The organism is Thermostichus sp. OS-CIW-30 (assembly GCF_054060215.1).
The window spans coordinates 45,347-61,703 of sequence record NZ_JBSSCZ010000011.1 but is presented as its reverse complement, the minus strand read 5'-3'; the positions used below and the strand labels follow the sequence as shown (position 1 = coordinate 61,703).

The 16,357-nt window shown below is 57.9% G+C and carries 12 protein-coding genes and 2 pseudogenes; 10 read left to right on the top strand and 4 right to left on the bottom strand.

Features of this window, described 5'->3' with window-relative positions; all coding sequences use genetic code 11:
* Positions 1 to 82: 82 nt before the first annotated feature.
* Together ACVWZF_RS06400 and ACVWZF_RS06395 are read right to left on the bottom strand one after the other, a co-directional pair.
* Positions 83 to 1,717, bottom strand: coding sequence for a CTP synthase (locus tag ACVWZF_RS06400; RefSeq protein ID WP_457411119.1), 1,635 nt, complete (start codon positions 1,715 to 1,717; stop codon positions 83 to 85).
* A gap of 46 nt (positions 1,718 to 1,763) precedes the next feature.
* Positions 1,764 to 2,291, bottom strand: a complete 528-nt coding sequence (locus ACVWZF_RS06395) for a hypothetical protein (RefSeq protein ID WP_414329187.1) — start codon at positions 2,289 to 2,291, stop codon at positions 1,764 to 1,766.
* A 230-nt stretch (positions 2,292 to 2,521) separates the two neighbouring features.
* Between ACVWZF_RS06395 and ACVWZF_RS06390 the strand changes: the two genes are divergently transcribed.
* The 10 genes and pseudogenes from ACVWZF_RS06390 (at position 2,522) to malQ (ending at position 13,806) form a co-directional block, all read left to right on the top strand.
* A complete protein-coding gene (locus ACVWZF_RS06390; RefSeq protein WP_457411117.1) occupies positions 2,522 to 3,517 on the top strand; it encodes an aldo/keto reductase in 996 nt (331 codons plus the stop codon).
* Between the two features lie 120 nt (positions 3,518 to 3,637).
* On the top strand, positions 3,638 to 6,232 hold the full coding sequence (locus ACVWZF_RS06385; protein ID WP_457411116.1) for a heavy metal translocating P-type ATPase: 2,595 nt from the start codon (positions 3,638 to 3,640) through the stop codon (positions 6,230 to 6,232).
* 282 nt (positions 6,233 to 6,514) lie between these two features.
* Positions 6,515 to 7,466: pseudogene (locus tag ACVWZF_RS06380) on the top strand (DUF4388 domain-containing protein).
* Positions 7,467 to 7,853: 387 nt separating this feature from the next.
* Positions 7,854 to 8,537 (top strand): DUF4388 domain-containing protein, encoded by a 684-nt coding sequence (locus tag ACVWZF_RS06375; protein ID WP_457384340.1) that lies wholly within the window; start codon positions 7,854 to 7,856, stop codon positions 8,535 to 8,537.
* Positions 8,538 to 8,565: 28 nt separating this feature from the next.
* Positions 8,566 to 8,934 (top strand): roadblock/LC7 domain-containing protein, encoded by a 369-nt coding sequence (locus tag ACVWZF_RS06370; protein ID WP_011433098.1) that lies wholly within the window; start codon positions 8,566 to 8,568, stop codon positions 8,932 to 8,934.
* 54 nt (positions 8,935 to 8,988) lie between these two features.
* Positions 8,989 to 9,540 (top strand): protoglobin domain-containing protein, encoded by a 552-nt coding sequence (locus ACVWZF_RS06365; protein WP_457384339.1) that lies wholly within the window; start codon positions 8,989 to 8,991, stop codon positions 9,538 to 9,540.
* A gap of 232 nt (positions 9,541 to 9,772) precedes the next feature.
* On the top strand, positions 9,773 to 10,318 hold the full coding sequence (locus ACVWZF_RS06360) for a GTP-binding protein (protein WP_457411114.1): 546 nt from the start codon (positions 9,773 to 9,775) through the stop codon (positions 10,316 to 10,318).
* A 199-nt stretch (positions 10,319 to 10,517) separates the two neighbouring features.
* Positions 10,518 to 11,129, top strand: coding sequence for an orotate phosphoribosyltransferase (pyrE, locus tag ACVWZF_RS06355; protein WP_457411113.1), 612 nt, complete (start codon positions 10,518 to 10,520; stop codon positions 11,127 to 11,129).
* Between the two features lie 47 nt (positions 11,130 to 11,176).
* On the top strand, positions 11,177 to 12,049 hold the full coding sequence (locus ACVWZF_RS06350; protein ID WP_457411112.1) for a polysaccharide deacetylase family protein: 873 nt from the start codon (positions 11,177 to 11,179) through the stop codon (positions 12,047 to 12,049).
* A gap of 155 nt (positions 12,050 to 12,204) precedes the next feature.
* Positions 12,205 to 13,806: a 4-alpha-glucanotransferase gene (gene malQ / locus ACVWZF_RS06345; protein WP_041436456.1), complete on the top strand. Its 1,602-nt coding sequence runs from the start codon at positions 12,205 to 12,207 to the stop codon at positions 13,804 to 13,806.
* On the opposite strand, the pseudogene ACVWZF_RS06340 reads toward malQ, so the two are convergent.
* Positions 13,803 to 14,051, bottom strand: a pseudogene (locus tag ACVWZF_RS06340) (sugar ABC transporter ATP-binding protein); the annotation flags it as partial. The gene malQ and the pseudogene ACVWZF_RS06340 sit on opposite strands and share 4 nt — an antisense overlap.
* Before the next feature lie 491 nt (positions 14,052 to 14,542).
* A complete protein-coding gene (thrS, locus tag ACVWZF_RS06335) occupies positions 14,543 to 16,354 on the bottom strand; it encodes a threonine--tRNA ligase (protein WP_457411111.1) in 1,812 nt (603 codons plus the stop codon).
* Between the last annotated feature and the right edge of the window lie 3 nt (positions 16,355 to 16,357).

The window sequence follows — 16,357 nt, the reverse complement described above, 5'->3', positions numbered from 1 at the left end:
TCCGCAGCAGTTTATGTTCAGCAAAGCTCTGCAGAACCAGGACCAGAGGCGTGCCCCCACTTTTGGACAAGGGATCTGTCAACTAGCCCATCTTCTGCAACTGCAGGGGGTGAGGCTGAGGGCGGCTGCGCAGGGCAGCTTCGATCAACCCCAAAAAGAGGGGGTGGGGGCGGTTGGGGCGGGAGCGAAACTCCGGATGGAACTGGGTGGCGATGAAAAAGGGGTGGCTGGGCAGCTCGATAATCTCCACCAAGCGGTTATCCGGCGAGACTCCGCTGATGATATAACCAGAGTCCAGAAAAAGGCTGCGGTAGGCATTGTTAAACTCATAGCGATGGCGGTGCCGCTCGTAGATGATGGCCTCACCGTAGAGCTTGGCCGCTAGGGTATTGGGCATGATGCGACAGGGATAGAGGCCCAGCCGCAGGGTTCCTCCCAGATCTTCCACATCTTTCTGCTCCGGCAAGAGGCTGATCACCGGGTGGGGGGTATCGGGGTCAAACTCGTAGCTGTTGGCCCGCTCCAGATGGGCAATGTGACATCCCCAGTCGATCACCACGCACTGCATGCCCAGACACAGCCCTAGGAAGGGAATGCCTTGCTCGCGCACGTAGCGGATGGTAGCCACCTTGCCCTCGATGCCGCGATTGCCAAACCCCCCCGGCACCACTACCCCATCCACACCAGCCAGTAGGGCTTCCGGCCCCCGCTCCTCGACTTCCTCAGAAGAGATCCAGCGCAAGGTAACGCCGGCATTGAGGGCCAACCCGGCATGGCGCAGGGCCTCGGCCACCGAAAGATAGGCATCCGTAAGGCGCACGTATTTGCCGACAATGGCAATCTCCACCTGCTCTTGGGGGTGGTGCAGCCGCTGCACCAGGAGCTCCCACTCCCGTAGATCTGGCTGCTGCGGATCCAAGTTGAGGATCTCCAAAACCCGCTGCGCCAACCCCTCCTGCTCCAGCACCAGAGGCACGTCGTAGATGCTGGGGGCATCCTGCGCCTGGATGACGCATTCTACCGGCACGTCACAAAACTCGGAGATCTTCTCTTTGATGCTGCGGGGCAATGGCTGTTCGCAGCGGCACACCAACACATCTGGCTGGATGCCAATGGAGCGCAGCTCCTTCACCGAGTGCTGGGTAGGCTTGGTTTTCATCTCCCCTGCCGCCTTGATCAAAGGCACCAGGGTAACATGCACATAGGCCACGTTGGCCCGGCCCACATCCTTGCGAAATTGGCGGATGGCCTCCAAAAAGGGCAAAGACTCGATATCCCCCACCGTGCCCCCCACCTCCACCAGCACCACGTCGGGGTTGGTCTCGCGGGCCACCCGCCGGATCCGCTCTTTGATCTCTTGGGTAACGTGGGGGATCACCTGCACCGTGCTGCCCTGGTAATCGCCGCGCCGCTCTTTGTGGATCACGGCCTGGTAGATGGAGCCGGTGGTGACGTTGTTGAGCTTAGACATGTTGGTGTCGGTGAAGCGCTCGTAGTGGCCCAAGTCCAGGTCGGTCTCGGCGCCGTCGTCGGTGACGAACACTTCTCCATGCTGGTAGGGACTCATGGTGCCGGGATCCACATTGATATAGGGATCCAGCTTCAAAATCGACACCGTGTAGTTGCGGGATTTGAGGAGGCGACCCAAGCTGGCCGCTACAATGCCTTTGCCGATGCTGGAGACCACTCCACCGGTGACGAAGACAAACTTGGTCATGGCCTGGATCCCTTCCCTTTTGCCTTTTGATTATGCCAGGGATCCCTTAGCGCAGAGAGCGGATGGGGCCGTTGTAGAGGATGGTGGTTTGAAAGGTGCGCCTGTCCACCCGCACCTGGGTTTCAATGCTGGGCTGGACGAAGCCGGGCTCTCCCCCCCGGAAGGTGAAGATCCAGGCGTCTTCAAACTCTTCAAACGGCGAGTCAATGGCTGCCCCGTGCATGGAAGCTTCGGCGCGATAGCGTTGTAGGCCCCCATTGGCAATCTCGGCAGCTTGGCGGGCCAGGTTTTTGGCGCGGTTGAGATCGCGGAAGTAGCGGCTGATCTCCTCAAAACTCCCCCTGGGCAGCGGTCGCTGGGGAGCGGGGGTTGCCGGCACAGGCCGGGGATCCGGCACAATGGGCAGGGTGGGAATATCGGGACTGGGGGGCAAGGGTTCGACGGGGATGGGAGTTCCAGAGGGGAAAAGAGGGGTGATCACCTGCGCTTGGGCAGCCCTTCCAGCCAGAAGGGATCCCCACAGGAGAGCCATACCGACGGAGCTGACAGTAGAGACAAGAAAAGTGGGCTTCATGGAGCCATTCCTCGCAAAAGTTCTGGGTTGAGAGACGCTGCAGCTCTTGAATGGGATCCTATCGATTCAGTTCCTTACAACAGCAGAGTCAAAAGCCTCTCCTCTCCTTCCAACCCCGGTCACAGGCTTGGGTCGTTCACGCAACCTCGGCTGCTGTCAGCAATGTCTGCTAGATTTTTGGAGAGGATCCCTGGCCACAGTGGGAGGATCGGGGTTCAGCAGGAGCAGCCATGGAGTTCGTCACCCTCGCAGATGCAGGGCTAAGGTTGAGCCGGGTGGGCCTGGGCACTTGGGCGATGGGCGGCGGCTGGTGGGGCCCTTCCGACCGCCAGGAATCTTACACCACGATTCGCAAAGCCATTGATTTGGGCATAACCACCTTCGACACCGCTCCCATCTACGGACTGGGTGTTTCGGAGGAAGTGCTGGGGCAAGCGATCAAAGACTCAGGTTGCCGCGATCGGGTGGTTCTCGCCACCAAAGCGGGACTGGAGTGGACAAACAACAAAGTGGTGCGCAACTCCAGCCTGCCTCGCTTGGCCCAAGAACTGGAGGATTCTCTGCGCCGCTTGCAAACAGATGTGATCGATCTCTACCAAATTCATTGGCCGGATCCCTTGGAACCGATCGAAGAAACGGCGGCGTTTCTGGGGCAGTTGCTGCAGCAGGGCAAGATCCGCGCCATTGGGGTCAGCAACTTTTCCCCCGAACAGATGGATCGGTTTCGCCAGGTGGCTCCTCTGCACACCGCCCAGCCCCCCTACAACCTGTTCGAGCGGCAGATTGAAGCAGAGGTCTTGCCCTACTGTCGAGAGCACGGCATTCACACTTTGGTGTACAGTCCCCTCTGCCGAGGTCTGCTGAGCGGACGGATGACGCCGCAAACCACCTTCCCCCCAGGGGACATGCGCGCCGGGATCGACCCCAAGTTTGTTGAACCGCGCTACTCCCAGTACCTAAAGGCGGCAGAGGCATTGAGCCAGTTTGCTCAGGATCGCTATGGCAAGACCTTGGCTCAGTTGGCGGTGCGCTGGCTGCTGGATCAACCAGGCGTGAGTGTGGCACTGTGGGGGGCGCGCAAACCCCATCATCTGGAAGCGATATCCGGCCTTTGGGGCTGGTCGTTGGATGCGGAAGCGATGCAGACCATCGAGGATATTTTGCAAAGGTATGTTCCCGAGTCCATTCCCCCCAGCTTTATGTCCCCAGCTGCTCGCGCTGCCTAACCCGTACCCTTGCCCAGATTGCCGGGATCCTGGAACTGAGTTTGGCAAAAAATGAGATTTAGAGCTCTGTCCTACCGCAGCCAGTAGGGCCAGGAGTCTGTTAACCACGGGAGAACAAAGATGGCCATCCCAGATGCATTCGCGTCAGCAGTGCGGAGCACTTTGACCCATAAAGCAGACAGGCCAAGGGATCCGGCTGACCAGAATGGGCCCACAGCGCCTTCTCAGGCGGGATCCCTGATTCTCCACGTGGGGGGCATGAGTTGTGCCGGCTGCGTCCGCACTGTCGAGCAGGCTCTACTGAGACAGCCGGGGGTGGTCAAGGCCAGCGTTAACCTGGTTACCGAGTCGGCCCTTGTGGAATTTGCCCCTGGACTCCGGCCCGACCCAGAGCACCTGGCCCAGATTTTGACAGAGGCAGGGTTCCCCAGCCGTCACAGTCCAGAGGGTGAGGCCCTCTCCGGCGGGAGTTCGGTTCCCGTCAGCGGTGCGGAGCACTCTCAAGATCCCTCTTCCCCTCCCGGTGGGTGGGAAGAAGCCTTGGATGTGCCTGCGGATCCCCTCTCTCGGCAGCGACAGCAGACCCGACACCACATTCGCCAAGCGCTCACCGCCGCTTTTTTGCTGCTGATTTCTGCCGCCGGACACTTGGATCTCTTCGCCCGTCTGGGCTTGCCCCTCCTTAATGATGTCTGGCTGCACTGGGGCTTGGCGACCTTGACTTTTGTCGGCCCAGCTCGCGGCATTGTCCTGGATGGTTGGAGAGGGGCGCGGCGGCTGGCCCCCAACATGAACACCTTGGTTACCTTGGGATCCGGATCGGCCTACCTGGCCAGTCTGGCGGGGTTGTTGGCCCCTCAGGTGGGCTGGGAGTGCTTTTTCGACGAGCCCGTCATGATGCTCAGCTTCATCCTGTTGGGACGGGCCTTGGAACAGCACAGCCGCCTGCGGGCGGCCAGCAGCCTGCAATCGCTGGTGAGCTTGTGTCCCAGTTTGGCTCGGCGGGTTCAGCCTGCAGAGAAGGCGGGATCTCTGGCTTCCAGCCCAGAGGGGAACCTGGATCTGGGATCCCAAACCGGAGAATGGTGCCCTGTCGAACAGGTGCGAGTGGGGGATTGGCTCCAAGTGCGGGCCGGCGAACAGATCCCGGTGGATGGAGAAGTCATTGCCGGCCAGGCCACGGTCAACGAGGGGATGCTGACAGGGGAACCCTTGCCGGTGCTGAAACAAGCGGGGGATCCCGTGGTGGCGGGAACGCTGAACCAATCGGGGTTGCTGCTGTGCCGAGCGACGCGCACCGGGAAAGACACCACCTTGGCCCAGGTCATTCGCCTGGTGGAAGAGGCCCAAGCTCGCAAGGCCCCCATCCAAGGGATAGCCGACCAGGTGGCGGGCTACTTCACCTATGGGGTGGTCACGCTGGCCATTCTCACCTTTGGGTTCTGGTACTGGGTTGGGATCCCACTCTGGGGGAGCGACGGTGCGGAGCACTTTGTCCTGGAGGGGTTCAGCCTGCACTCCCATCTGCATCTGAGCGACCATCCCCCTCACCCCACACCTCTGCTCAGCAGCCTCAAGATGGCCATTGCCGTTTTGGTGGTGGCCTGCCCCTGTGCTTTGGGGTTGGCTACGCCGATGGCCATCCTGGTGGGTACTGGCTTGGGAGCCGAGCGGGGCTTGCTCATCCGAGGGGGAGATGTTCTGGAGAAAGCCCATCGCTTGCAAACGGTGGTCTTCGACAAAACCGGCACCCTCACCCAAGGGGATCCCCACCTGACGGACTGTCTCAGCCTTGACCCCTCCCTAGATTCCAATCGCCTGCTCCAACTGGCGGCCACAGTGGAAAGCGGCACTCGCCATCCGCTGGCGCAAGCCATTTTGCAAGCCGCCCGCACCCAGGGTTTGCCGTTGCTCTCCGCCGGCGAGTTTCAAACCCAACCGGGGATAGGAGTCGCCGCCCAAGTGGAAGGGCAGGAAGTGGTGTTGGGATCCCTGGATGGTCTGGCTGCTTTGGGGATCCCGCTGTCCCAGGAGACCCAGGCCCAGGCCGAGGCGCTACTGGCAGCCGGCAAAACGGTGGTGGGCGTGGCTGTAGAGGGATCCCTGGTGGGGCTGCTGGCAGCACAGGATCCCTTGCGGCCTGATGCGCAGGCAACACTGCGACAACTGCAAAAGATGGGCTTGCAGGTGATGCTGCTTACTGGCGATCGGGCTGAGGTGGCCAAGCAGGTAGCCGAAGCTCTGCAAGTGCCCGGGATCCGCGTTATCGCCGAGGTTCACCCGGCAGACAAAGCTCAAGTCATCCGCGACCTGCAGACCCAAGGCCAGAGAGTTGCCATGGTGGGAGATGGCATTAACGACGCTCCGGCTTTGGCCCAAGCCGATGTGGGCATCGCCCTGCACTCAGCCACTGATGCGGCCTTAGAAACCGCCGATATCATCCTCATGCGCAACCGCCTCTGGGATGTGGTGGAAGCTATCCGCCTCAGCCGCGCCACCTTCCGCAAGATCCAGCAAAATCTCCTCTGGGCTGTCGGCTACAACCTGGTAGGGATCCCGGTGGCAGCAGGCGTGCTCCTACCCCCCTTTGGCATTGGGCTTAGCCCGGCAATCGCTGGGGGTCTCATGGCCTTGAGTTCCCTCAGTGTAATCCTCAATTCACTCCTTTTGAGGCGAACTCTTGTATTCAGTGGATCCCCTTACAACTCGCGCTAAGAATCATCAAAACCTGCAAATCTTCTGTCACAGTTCATTGCTATTTCAGAAGTTTCACTGAATCCCCTACATATCTTTGCCAAATCTTAAGGGGAGCTTCGTCCATTTCGATCGAGTTTGCCTGACAATGTTAACTATCCTTGAATTTTTGTAACCCCGAGTGTAGAATTGAGCCAATTTAACTCAAAGGCTCTCGCACTCAGTTACTTCCTTAGCAAAAGGAAAACCGTACAATTACTGAGAAAGTTGGTCGTCGAAGAAAGCACAGGAGAGGACAGAACTATGGCCATGGTGGGTGACCTTCAGGAGTTTTCCCTATGCGATTTGTTACATCTCATAGAAAGGGGCAGGAAAACAGGCCAACTGTCCATTTGGGCTCCCAATGGTATTTACCGGATCTGGTTTTATCAAGGTCGAGTGGTTACGGCCATACCGCCCCAACCAGAGCATAGTCTTGAGAATTTGCTGGCTGACCCCAGATTGGCGTGCGAGCAGGAAGTTGCCGCCTCAACTCGAGAATTTGCTGGCTGACCCCAGATTGGCGTGCGAGCAGGAAGTTGCCGCCTCAACTCGCTCAGCTTGCCCTCACCCCCTAAACGAGCCTCTGGGGCGTTATTTGCAGCGACAGGGGTTGATTACCCCAGCAGCCCTGGCCAAGCTCTTCTGCCATCAACTGCAAACCGGCCTCTACAGCCTCTTCGCCCTCGAATCCGGCCAGTTCAGCTTCCTGCCCAACGTGCCCATGCCCTACCGAGAAATGACCGGCCTGAGCAAAGGCGCCACCGCTGCCGTCCTGGAAGCCCTGCAGCAGCTCAAGCTGGAGCAACGCCCCGAAAAAGACCTGCCCGAACCCGATAGTTGCTTTTGGCGTACCAGCACCGAACTGCCTCTGTTCAAACTTTCTGCGCTGGAGTGGGGGATCCTGGAGCAGGTGTCGCCTTCCCGCAAGCTGACGGCTTTGGCTCAAGCCCTGGGGGCCGACTTGTTGGAGGTGCGCTATGCCTGCGCCCGTCTGGCCAAGCTGGGGTTGATCAGCCCTTGTGAGGGGCCAACGGTTCTGGCTCGGTCTGGTCACTGGGAGCTGTCCAAGTCGATTGCTGAGGAGGTGAATCCCGAGCCGGTGAGGGAGAGGCTGGGGGCAAGGGTGCCTGGTCTCCAGGATGAGGGCGGCCCCGTCAAGCCTTCTCTGGTCAGTCGATTAGCCACCCTCCTCAAGGGCATTCGCGAAAAGTGAAGCAAACCTAAGACATAATTTAGGCTTTTCTGGCTTCGTAAAGAAATTGAAGAATCTGCAACTTTTCTCTCTCTTTCCCTTCAAAGAACAATAAATTCAGGAACTCCATGTTTACGAAGCAACATGATTGCGGCATAAAGCTAAAATAAAAGCGGTTGCAAGCCTTCTAGAAGGGGCTTGGGATCGCTGAGTAATTGTATTCCTTGACAGATTTTCTGAAACCGTAAGTGCAATTGCGGACGGTCGAAGTATCTAGTTACAATAAGTGTAGTCGTTGATACACGGTTGTTGCCTGAGAAGCCATGTACGAAAATGGGGGGGTCTGCAGGGTTGTTTGAGTATTGCTTTTCACCCATTCCATCGAAGCGAGGTTCATAGAGAGTTCTTATGGCCATAGTTGGAGACCTCCAAGAATTTTCCTTGCCCGATCTGCTGCAACTGATCGAGAGAGGCAGCAAAACAGGACAGCTCTCTATCTGGGCGCCCGGCGGCATCTACAGGATCTGGTTTTACCAAGGTCGGGTCATTGCTGCCCTACCCCCCCAAGAAGAACACCGCCTGGAGAGCTTGCTGGCCCATTCCTGCTTGGTGAGCGATCGGGTGGTCGAGAAGCTGGCTTCCTTTTGCGGCTCGGAAGAGCCTCTGGGGCGTTGCTTGCAGCGGCAAGGGTTGATTACCCCAGCAGCCCTGGCCAAGCTGTTCCGCCATCAACTGCAAACCGGCCTCTACAGCCTCTTCGCCCTCGAATCCGGCCAGTTCAGCTTCCTGCCCAACGTGCCCATGCCCTACCTAGAAATGACTGGCCTCAGCAAAAGCGCCACCGCTGCTGTCCTGGAAGCCCTGCAGCAGCTCAAGCTGGAGCAACGCCCCGAAAAAGACCTGCCCGAACCCGATAGTTGCTTTTGGCGTACCAGCACCGAACTGCCGTCGATTGCTGAGGAGGTGAATCCCGAGCCGGTGAGGGAGAGGCTGGGGGCAAGGGTGCCTGGTCTCCAGGATGAGGGCGGCCCCGTCAAGCCTTCTCTGGTCAGTCGATTAGCCACCCTCCTCAAGGGCATTCGCGAAAAGTAAAAGCATAAGGACATTAGGGAGATGTAGGATGGCTAATCTGTCCTCTTTGCAGGCGATCCTCCAGAGCTATGTTGCCAATACGCCAGAAGTCCAGGGAGCAGCAGTGGTCACCCCTGACGGGTTACCTTTGGCTTCCACATTGCCTGTGGGTATGGATGAAGAGAGAACCTCTGCTATGTCGGCTGCCATGCTTTCTTTGGGCGAACGGATTGGGAGAGAGCTAGGGCGCGGAGCCATAGAGAGAGTTTTTGTACAGGGGGAAAAAGGATACGGGGTTTTAACCAGTTGTGGCCCCGATGCTGTCTTGCTGACAATTGCCAGCCATGAAGTCAAGCAGGGCTTGCTTTTTTTGGAAATTAAGCGAGTCGCGGCAAGCATTGCAGAGGCAATGAAGTAAGAAAATCAAATGTGGAGGCTAAGTTTTTGATTCTGTCCTGACGTTGAGGGAAGTATGGCCATTAAACCTTCTGAGCTGCTCCAAGTCCTGATCTCGCGCACGCAATTCACAGATGATGACAAGAAAGTTTTGCAGCAAAGTGCTGACTGGGGCGGCAGTATCGCGGCGGAAATGTCAGACGCCTTTTACGGCTATCTGGATCGCGATGCCGAAATGGCGGCAGTGATAGCCAAGCACAACCGGCAGCGGCTGGGCCAAACCTTTGCCGACTGGTTCAAGGAAATGTTTACGGGCATGGACAATTGGGGCCCCCAGTATGCGGATCGCCGCTGGAAAATCGGCATAGTTCATGTGCGCGTTGGCATCGGCCCCCAACATGTTGTACCTTCTATGGCCACAGTTGTGCAGGAGGTCAGTCGGCGGTTGGTGAAAGAAGGCAAGCCTGAGCAGTTGCGCACCAGCTTGAGCAAGGTCTGTATGATTGACCTCTCCTTTATTGAGCAAGCCTACCTTGAGGTGGCCTATAACGCCATGCAACAGGAAACAGGCATGAGCGAGGCTTTATTCAAACGGTTAATTGCCAATGGTGCCAACAGTTTAATTTGAGTTGTTTGAGTTAGAGTGGGCTCTTGCTTACTCTACTTGCTTAATTTCTCTACCTTCTTGGGCTGAGGTGCTTGAGTTTCTGGGATCCCTCTGGAGCAGAGCTGGCGTTGGTATCTTTTTTAGATTATCTTAGAAGCAACCTGGAGATAGCTTTACCTCCCGTGCGGCACATCGGTGCACTCCCCCGAGTTTTATTCAGCTTTGTCGCTAGAGCTTAGTCTGAGGCCAGTTTATGGGAAATATCTTGCGAATTGTTGTAACAGGGCCGGTGGGAGCTGGAAAGTCTACCTTTATTCGCACGATTAGCGAGATTGAGGTAGTAGACACCGATTGCAAAGCAACAGACGAGGTGGCAGAACTGAAGAAAACCACAACGGTAAGCATGGATTTTGGCCGTTTGAGGATTGGAGAGGAGGAAGAAGAGATGTGGCTGCATCTCTACGGTACTCCCGGCCAGTCTCGCTTTAACTTTATGTGGGATATTTTGATTAAGCGCGCTCACGGTTATGTCCTCCTGGTGCCCGCGCACCTGCCGGGTCAATTTCGCAATGCCCAAGCCATTCAATCTTTTATGAAGGTGAGAACAAGTGCCCCCTGCGTGATTGGGATCACCCACGTCGATCAACCCAATGCGTGGGATCCAGAAGACATTTTGTTAATTTTGGGGAATCAAGATGGCGCGATTCCCCACACCACTTTGAATGCTCAAGAGCCATCTTCTGTTGCCAACACGCTGCTTCTGTTGGTTGAGCAAATGATGCCCCAGGTGGTTGTTTGAACAGATTTTCAGGTATCCAGCAGGCTACAGCTTTTTTTAGCAACATCGACCCCAGCCAACACAGGCGTATCTTTTGTGGGACAGGGATCCCTCCCGTGAAGCCGAAAAACGGGAGATTGGATTCGGTGGAGATTTGCCGCATAATGAAATGTCCTGAGTGATCTTTCTTGCCAGCCATTGAACCAAGGGGATCCCTGCTGTGTTGCTTCTCGATTGCTCTCCCCTGACCCTTTCCCCAGAGGAAGCGCGGGAGAAACTGTTGTATCTCCTCGCCCAACTGGCCTATCGAGAAGGCTCCTTTACCCTCACTTCTGGACAGAAGAGCCCCTACTACATCAACTGCAAACCGGTTACCCTTCACCCCCAAGGAGCTTATTGGGTGGGATCCCTGCTGCACCGGCTGTTGCCGCTCGAAACCGAAGCAGTGGCCGGAATGACGCTGGGGGCAGATCCCCTGGTGACGGCGGTGAGTTTGGCCTCCCTGAGGGCTGAGCCTGCCAACCTAGCCGCCCTAATCGTGCGCAAAGAGCCCAAGGGGCACGGCACGCAAGCCTGGATCGAGGGGCCGGAGTTGCCGGCAGGCAGTCGGGTGTGGATCCTGGAAGATGTGGTGACCACCGGCAGTTCTGCTTTGAAGGCTGTCGAACGGGTGCGGGCAGCCGGCTACCGGGCGGAAGGGATCCTGGCTTTGGTGGATCGGCTGGAAGGGGCAGAAGACCGCTACCGAGAAGCAGGGATCGCCTTTCGTCGCCTATTCACCCTTCCAGAAGTGCAGGCTTGCCATCGGGCCTTGACCTCAGGAAAATCATAAGGACTAGCCTGCCCCCTTGGTGAGCATCAAAGCTTTGGAGAGCGGACATGCTGCCCCCTGCCTACTCAGCTCTGCCCAACCGAAAGCTGCCGAGCCTACCGGATCAGGCGCGGGTGGCTGTGTACGTGGTGATGAACATCGAGCACTTCACCTTTGGCAAGCTGGGCACGGCCATTCAACCCCATCTCACCAGCTCCCCTGAGATCGCCAACTATGGCTGGCGGGACTACGGCAATCGGGTGGGCATTTGGCGCCTGTTTGAGCTGTTTGCCGAGCTGGGGATCCCGGTGACTGCCGCCTTGAATGCAGAAATGGTGCAGCTTTACCCCCCCATCATCGAAGGGATCCGCCAATACGGCTGGTCGGTGCTGGCCCACGGCTGGAACAACTCCACCGGCCACAGCGGCCTGGCCCGTGACGTCGAACAGGAGCTCATTGAGCGCAGTTTGTCCCTTTTGGAGAAGGTGTCGGGATCCCGCCCTTGGGGCTGGCTGACGCCGGGGTTTTCCGTTAGCGAGAACACCTTTGACCTGCTCAAGGCTGCCGGGATCCGCTACACCACCGACTGGGTAAACGACGACCAACCCTACTGGTTCCCAACTGCCGCCGGCCCCCTCTTGGGGATCCCCTACACCCTGGAGGCCAACGACATCAGCCTCTGTCTGAGCGCCCGCCTGTCGGCAGAAGCCTTTGCCCAGGCCCTCATCGACCAGTTTGATCAACTCTGGCAAGATGGGGAACGCTCCCCTCGCATCATGGCCATCGGCCTGCACCCCTTTATTGTCGGGCAGCCTCTGCGGATGGGATCCCTGAAAAAAGCCTTGCAGCACATCCAATCTCGCCCTCATACTTGGCTCACCACCGGCGATGGTCTCTACAACTGGTACGCCCAAGCCTGCCCTGCCCCCGAGGTGGCCTGACGGGATCCCCTGGCCAGAGGGAAAAGCGCGTCTTGGCCTTGGATCCTGCTCATTTTTTAACTTTGTTCTAATTTTGTCTTGTCTGGAGCTGTCCACCGTGGCTCCAGAAGTGACAGCATAGGCGGTGAAACCACCTAGGGCAAAAGGGCTTGGCCATGCGCATGGGCAGACTCAGTGGGATCCTCCTGCACCCCACCTCGCTACCGGGGCCATTTGGTATCGGCGATCTGGGGCCATCGGCTTATCGCTTTGTGGACTTTCTGGTGGAGAGCGGCCAACGCCTCTGGCAGGTTCTTCCTCTTGGGCCGACCGGCTGGGGCAACTCCCCCTACATGAGCTTTTCCTCCATTGCCGGCAACCCGCTGCTCATCAGCCCGGAGCTGTTGGTAAAAGCCGGCTGGCTAGAGCCCGACAGTTGGCAGGACCTGCCCCAATGGCCAACGATCCAAGCCGGGTCTGCCGAGCGGGTGGACTACGAAACCGTGATCCCCTTCAAGCTGGGCCTGCTGCACCGCGCCTGGGCAACCTTCAAAGAAAAAGCTTCCGGCCCCGATTGGGAAGCTTTCCAAGCCTATTGTGCTGCCGAAGCCGATTGGTTGCCCGACTATGCCCTGTTCATGGCCCTCAAGGATGTGTACGGCGAGCAAGAGTGGAACCAATGGGATCCGGCCTTGGTGCGACGGGATCCGCCGGCTTTGCAAGAGGCTCGCGATCGCTATGCCGATGCCATTACCGAGCAGATGTTTTGGCAGTATCTGTTTGCCCAGCAGTGGGGATCCCTAAGGGAGTATGCTCATCGGCATCAAGTGCAGCTCATCGGGGATGTGCCCATCTACGTTGCCCCCAACAGTGCCGACGTGTGGGCCAACCGGGAGCTGTTTCACCTGGATGAACAGGGACGGCCTTTACAAGTAGCCGGTGTGCCGCCGGACTATTTCAGCCCCACCGGGCAGCGCTGGGGCAACCCCCTCTACAACTGGGAAGTGCTCAAGGCCCGTGGCTACGACTGGTGGATCAAACGCATGCAGGCCATTCTCAAGCAAGTGGATTGTGTGCGCATCGACCACTTTCGCGGCTTCGAGAGCTACTGGGCCATTCCGGGCGATGCGGAAACGGCTGTGGAAGGGGAGTGGCAAAAAGGGCCGGGAGCAGATTTCTTTCAGGCCCTGGCCGACAAGTTGGGGGAAATCCCGGTGATTGCCGAAGATCTGGGAAACATTACGCCGGAGGTGTTGCAACTGCGGGATCAATTTGGCTTGCCCGGCATGAAGGTGTTGCTCTTTGCCTTCGGCTCTGGGCCCGATAACCCCTATTTGCCCCATGCCTATGAGCGCAACTTTGTCGTTTACACCGGCACCCACGACAACAACACGGTGGTGGGCTGGTTTCATGACCCGGATCGCTCGGAGTGGGAAAAACAAAACCTGCTGCGCTATTTGGGCTGCCAGGGATCCGGGGGCATCCATTGGGATCTGATCCGCTTGGCCCTTTCTTCCGTAGCCGACCTGGCCATCATTCCCCTGCAGGATGTGATGGGGCTGGGGGCAGAGGCGCGCATGAACTTCCCCGGCACCACCGAGAACAACTGGGCCTGGCGCTACCGCGAGGACATGCTGCGGCAGGACATGATCCAGCGGCTGGCCGAGATGAGCGTGACCTATGGGCGCATCTCTCCTCAAGAGTTGGAGCAACGGCGAGCAGCCCTAGCCCAAGAACGGGCGGCAGGGTCTTCTCAAGCTGCCCCCAGCCTCGTCTAATGCTGGATCCCGCCCATCAGCAGCCCGATCCGCTCTTCGGTGGCCTCTTCAGGCCTGAGTTCTCCTACCAGGCGGCCCTCATGGATCACCAAAATGCGATCCGACAAGCTGATCACCTCATTCAAATCCGCCGATACCAGCAGCACCCCCATGCCCTGATCCCGTGCCTGCAGGATGCGGCGATGAATGGCCTCGATGGCCCCCACATCCACCCCCCGCGTCGGCTGGGCAGCCACCAGCACCTTGGATCCACAGGAAAGCTGATACATTTACGCTGAACACTGCTGAACATCACTGTTCAACTATGCAGCGATAGCATTCTGTTTGTTTCCATTCGCGTTAGCGGGACGGAGTCCAAACAGAATGGCGGTATCCCGCAAAGCTTTGAGTAGAATACCCAAAGCGCAGTTTCCGTGTCGTCTTACTACCAATTTTCTGCTTTGCTTTGGCTACCATGTTGGCAGACTCGAAAGTAAACAGAAAGATCAACTGGTAGTAATCCGTACTGAACATATTATACATTATTTTCAGTATAGTTGAGCTTATTATTGACTAGAGTCATGCTCCCGCCCCACAACGATCTTCTGGGCATTGCCGCCAGAATAGCGGCGGGCCGTCAACACGGCCGTCGGCTGGCTTTTCTTTAGAAAGGGACATTCAGGCCCTTTCTTGAGCTCCCCGGCATCTGGGATCCTCAAGTTCTGAAAACTCCACTGCCCTCCATTGCCGCAACCGGCTAGTTGAGCGCCTGCACCTGATCCAGGAAGTCTGCCACCGTCAGGGATCCCAGCTCCTGTCCATGGCGCTGGCGCACGCTCACCGTTCCTGCCGCTTGTTCCTGTTCCCCCACGATCAGCATGAAGGGGATCCGGGCCTTCTCGGCATTGCGGATTTTTTTGGGCAAACGATCGCTGTCGGCATCGATGTGGACGCGGATCCCCTGCTCTCGCAGCTGATCCCGCACTTGGGTGGCGTAGCCCAGATACTGATCGGAAACGGGCAAAATGCGCACCTGTTCCGGGGCCAGCCAGAAGGGAAAATCCCCAGCGTATTCTTCGATGAGGATCCCAATCAGCCGCTCCAGCGAGCCAAAGGGAGCGCGGTGGATCATCACCGGACGCTGCCGGGATCCGTCCTCAGCTACGTATTGCAGATCAAAGCGCTGTGGGTTTTGGTAATCCACCTGCACCGTGCCCAGTTGCCACTCCCGATCCAGGGCGTCGCGGAAAATAAAATCCAGCTTCGGCCCATAGAAGGCTGCCTCTCCGATCCCTTCAAAATGGGGCATCGAGAGCTTCTCTACAGCGCGACGGATGGCATTCTCGGCCCTGTCCCAGTCCTCAGGGGATCCCAGATATTTGTCCGACTTGGGATCGCGGAAGCTGAGGCGGGCGCGAAAATCTCTGAGTTTAAGCTTGTCGAAGACCACCAAAATGAGATCGACAACCTTAAGAAACTCCTCCTCCAGCTGATCGGGCCGGACAAACAGGTGGGCATCGTCCACCGTAAAGCCACGCACTCGCGTCAGACCTCCCAATTCCCCCGATTGCTCATAGCGATAGACGGTGCCGAATTCGGCATATCGTAGGGGCAAATCGCGGTAGGATCGCAGCTCGGATTTGTAGATTTGGATGTGAAAAGGACAGTTCATCGGCTTCATGACAAAGCCCTGTTCGGCTGCGCGATCCTGCTCATTCTCCGCCATCATGGGGAACATATCTTCCCGGTACTTTTGCCAGTGGCCGGAGATCTTGAACAAGTCCACACGGGCAATATGAGGGGTAACCACCGGCAGGTAGCCCCGCTTGAGCTGCTCCTGCTTGAGAAAATCCTCCAGCACCCAGCGTAGGGTAGTTCCTTTCGGAGTCCAAAGGGGCAAGCCCGGACCCACTTCATCGGAAAACAGGAAGAGACCCAGTTCTTTGCCTAGCTTGCGGTGATCCCGCCGTTTGGCCTCCTCCAGCCGCCGCTTGTATTCTTTCAGCTCCTCTGGGGTCTCCCAGGCGGTACCGTAGATGCGTTGGAGCTGCGGCTTGGTCTCGTCCCCCCGCCAATAGGCGCCGGCCACGCTGAGCAGATCGAAAGCTTTGGGGTTGAGCTCTTGGGTGTTTTCCACGTGGGGACCGGCACAGAGATCCCACCATTCATTCCCCAAGTGGTAAATGCTGATGACCTCCCCTTCGGGAATGCTGTCTAAGATCTCCAGCTTGTAGGGTTCTCCGAGGGCTTCGATGCGGCGCCTGGCCTCTTCACGGCTCACCTCCTCGCGGATCACCGGCAGGCCCTTTTTGATGATTGCCTGCATCTCTTTTTTGATGCGATCCAGATCTTCCGGCGTGAAGGGCTCGGGATGGTCAAAATCGTAGTAGAAGCCGTAGTCGGTTGTGGGGCCGATGGTCACCTGGGCCTTGGGAAACAGCTTTTGCACCGCCATAGCCAGGACATGGGAAGTGGTGTGGCGGATGCGCTCCAGTTTGGGAGACTCGTGAGTGCGCAGCAGTTTGAGGGTGCTGTTGGCCTTCTGAGGTGATTCGGCTGGCTGAGACATCGG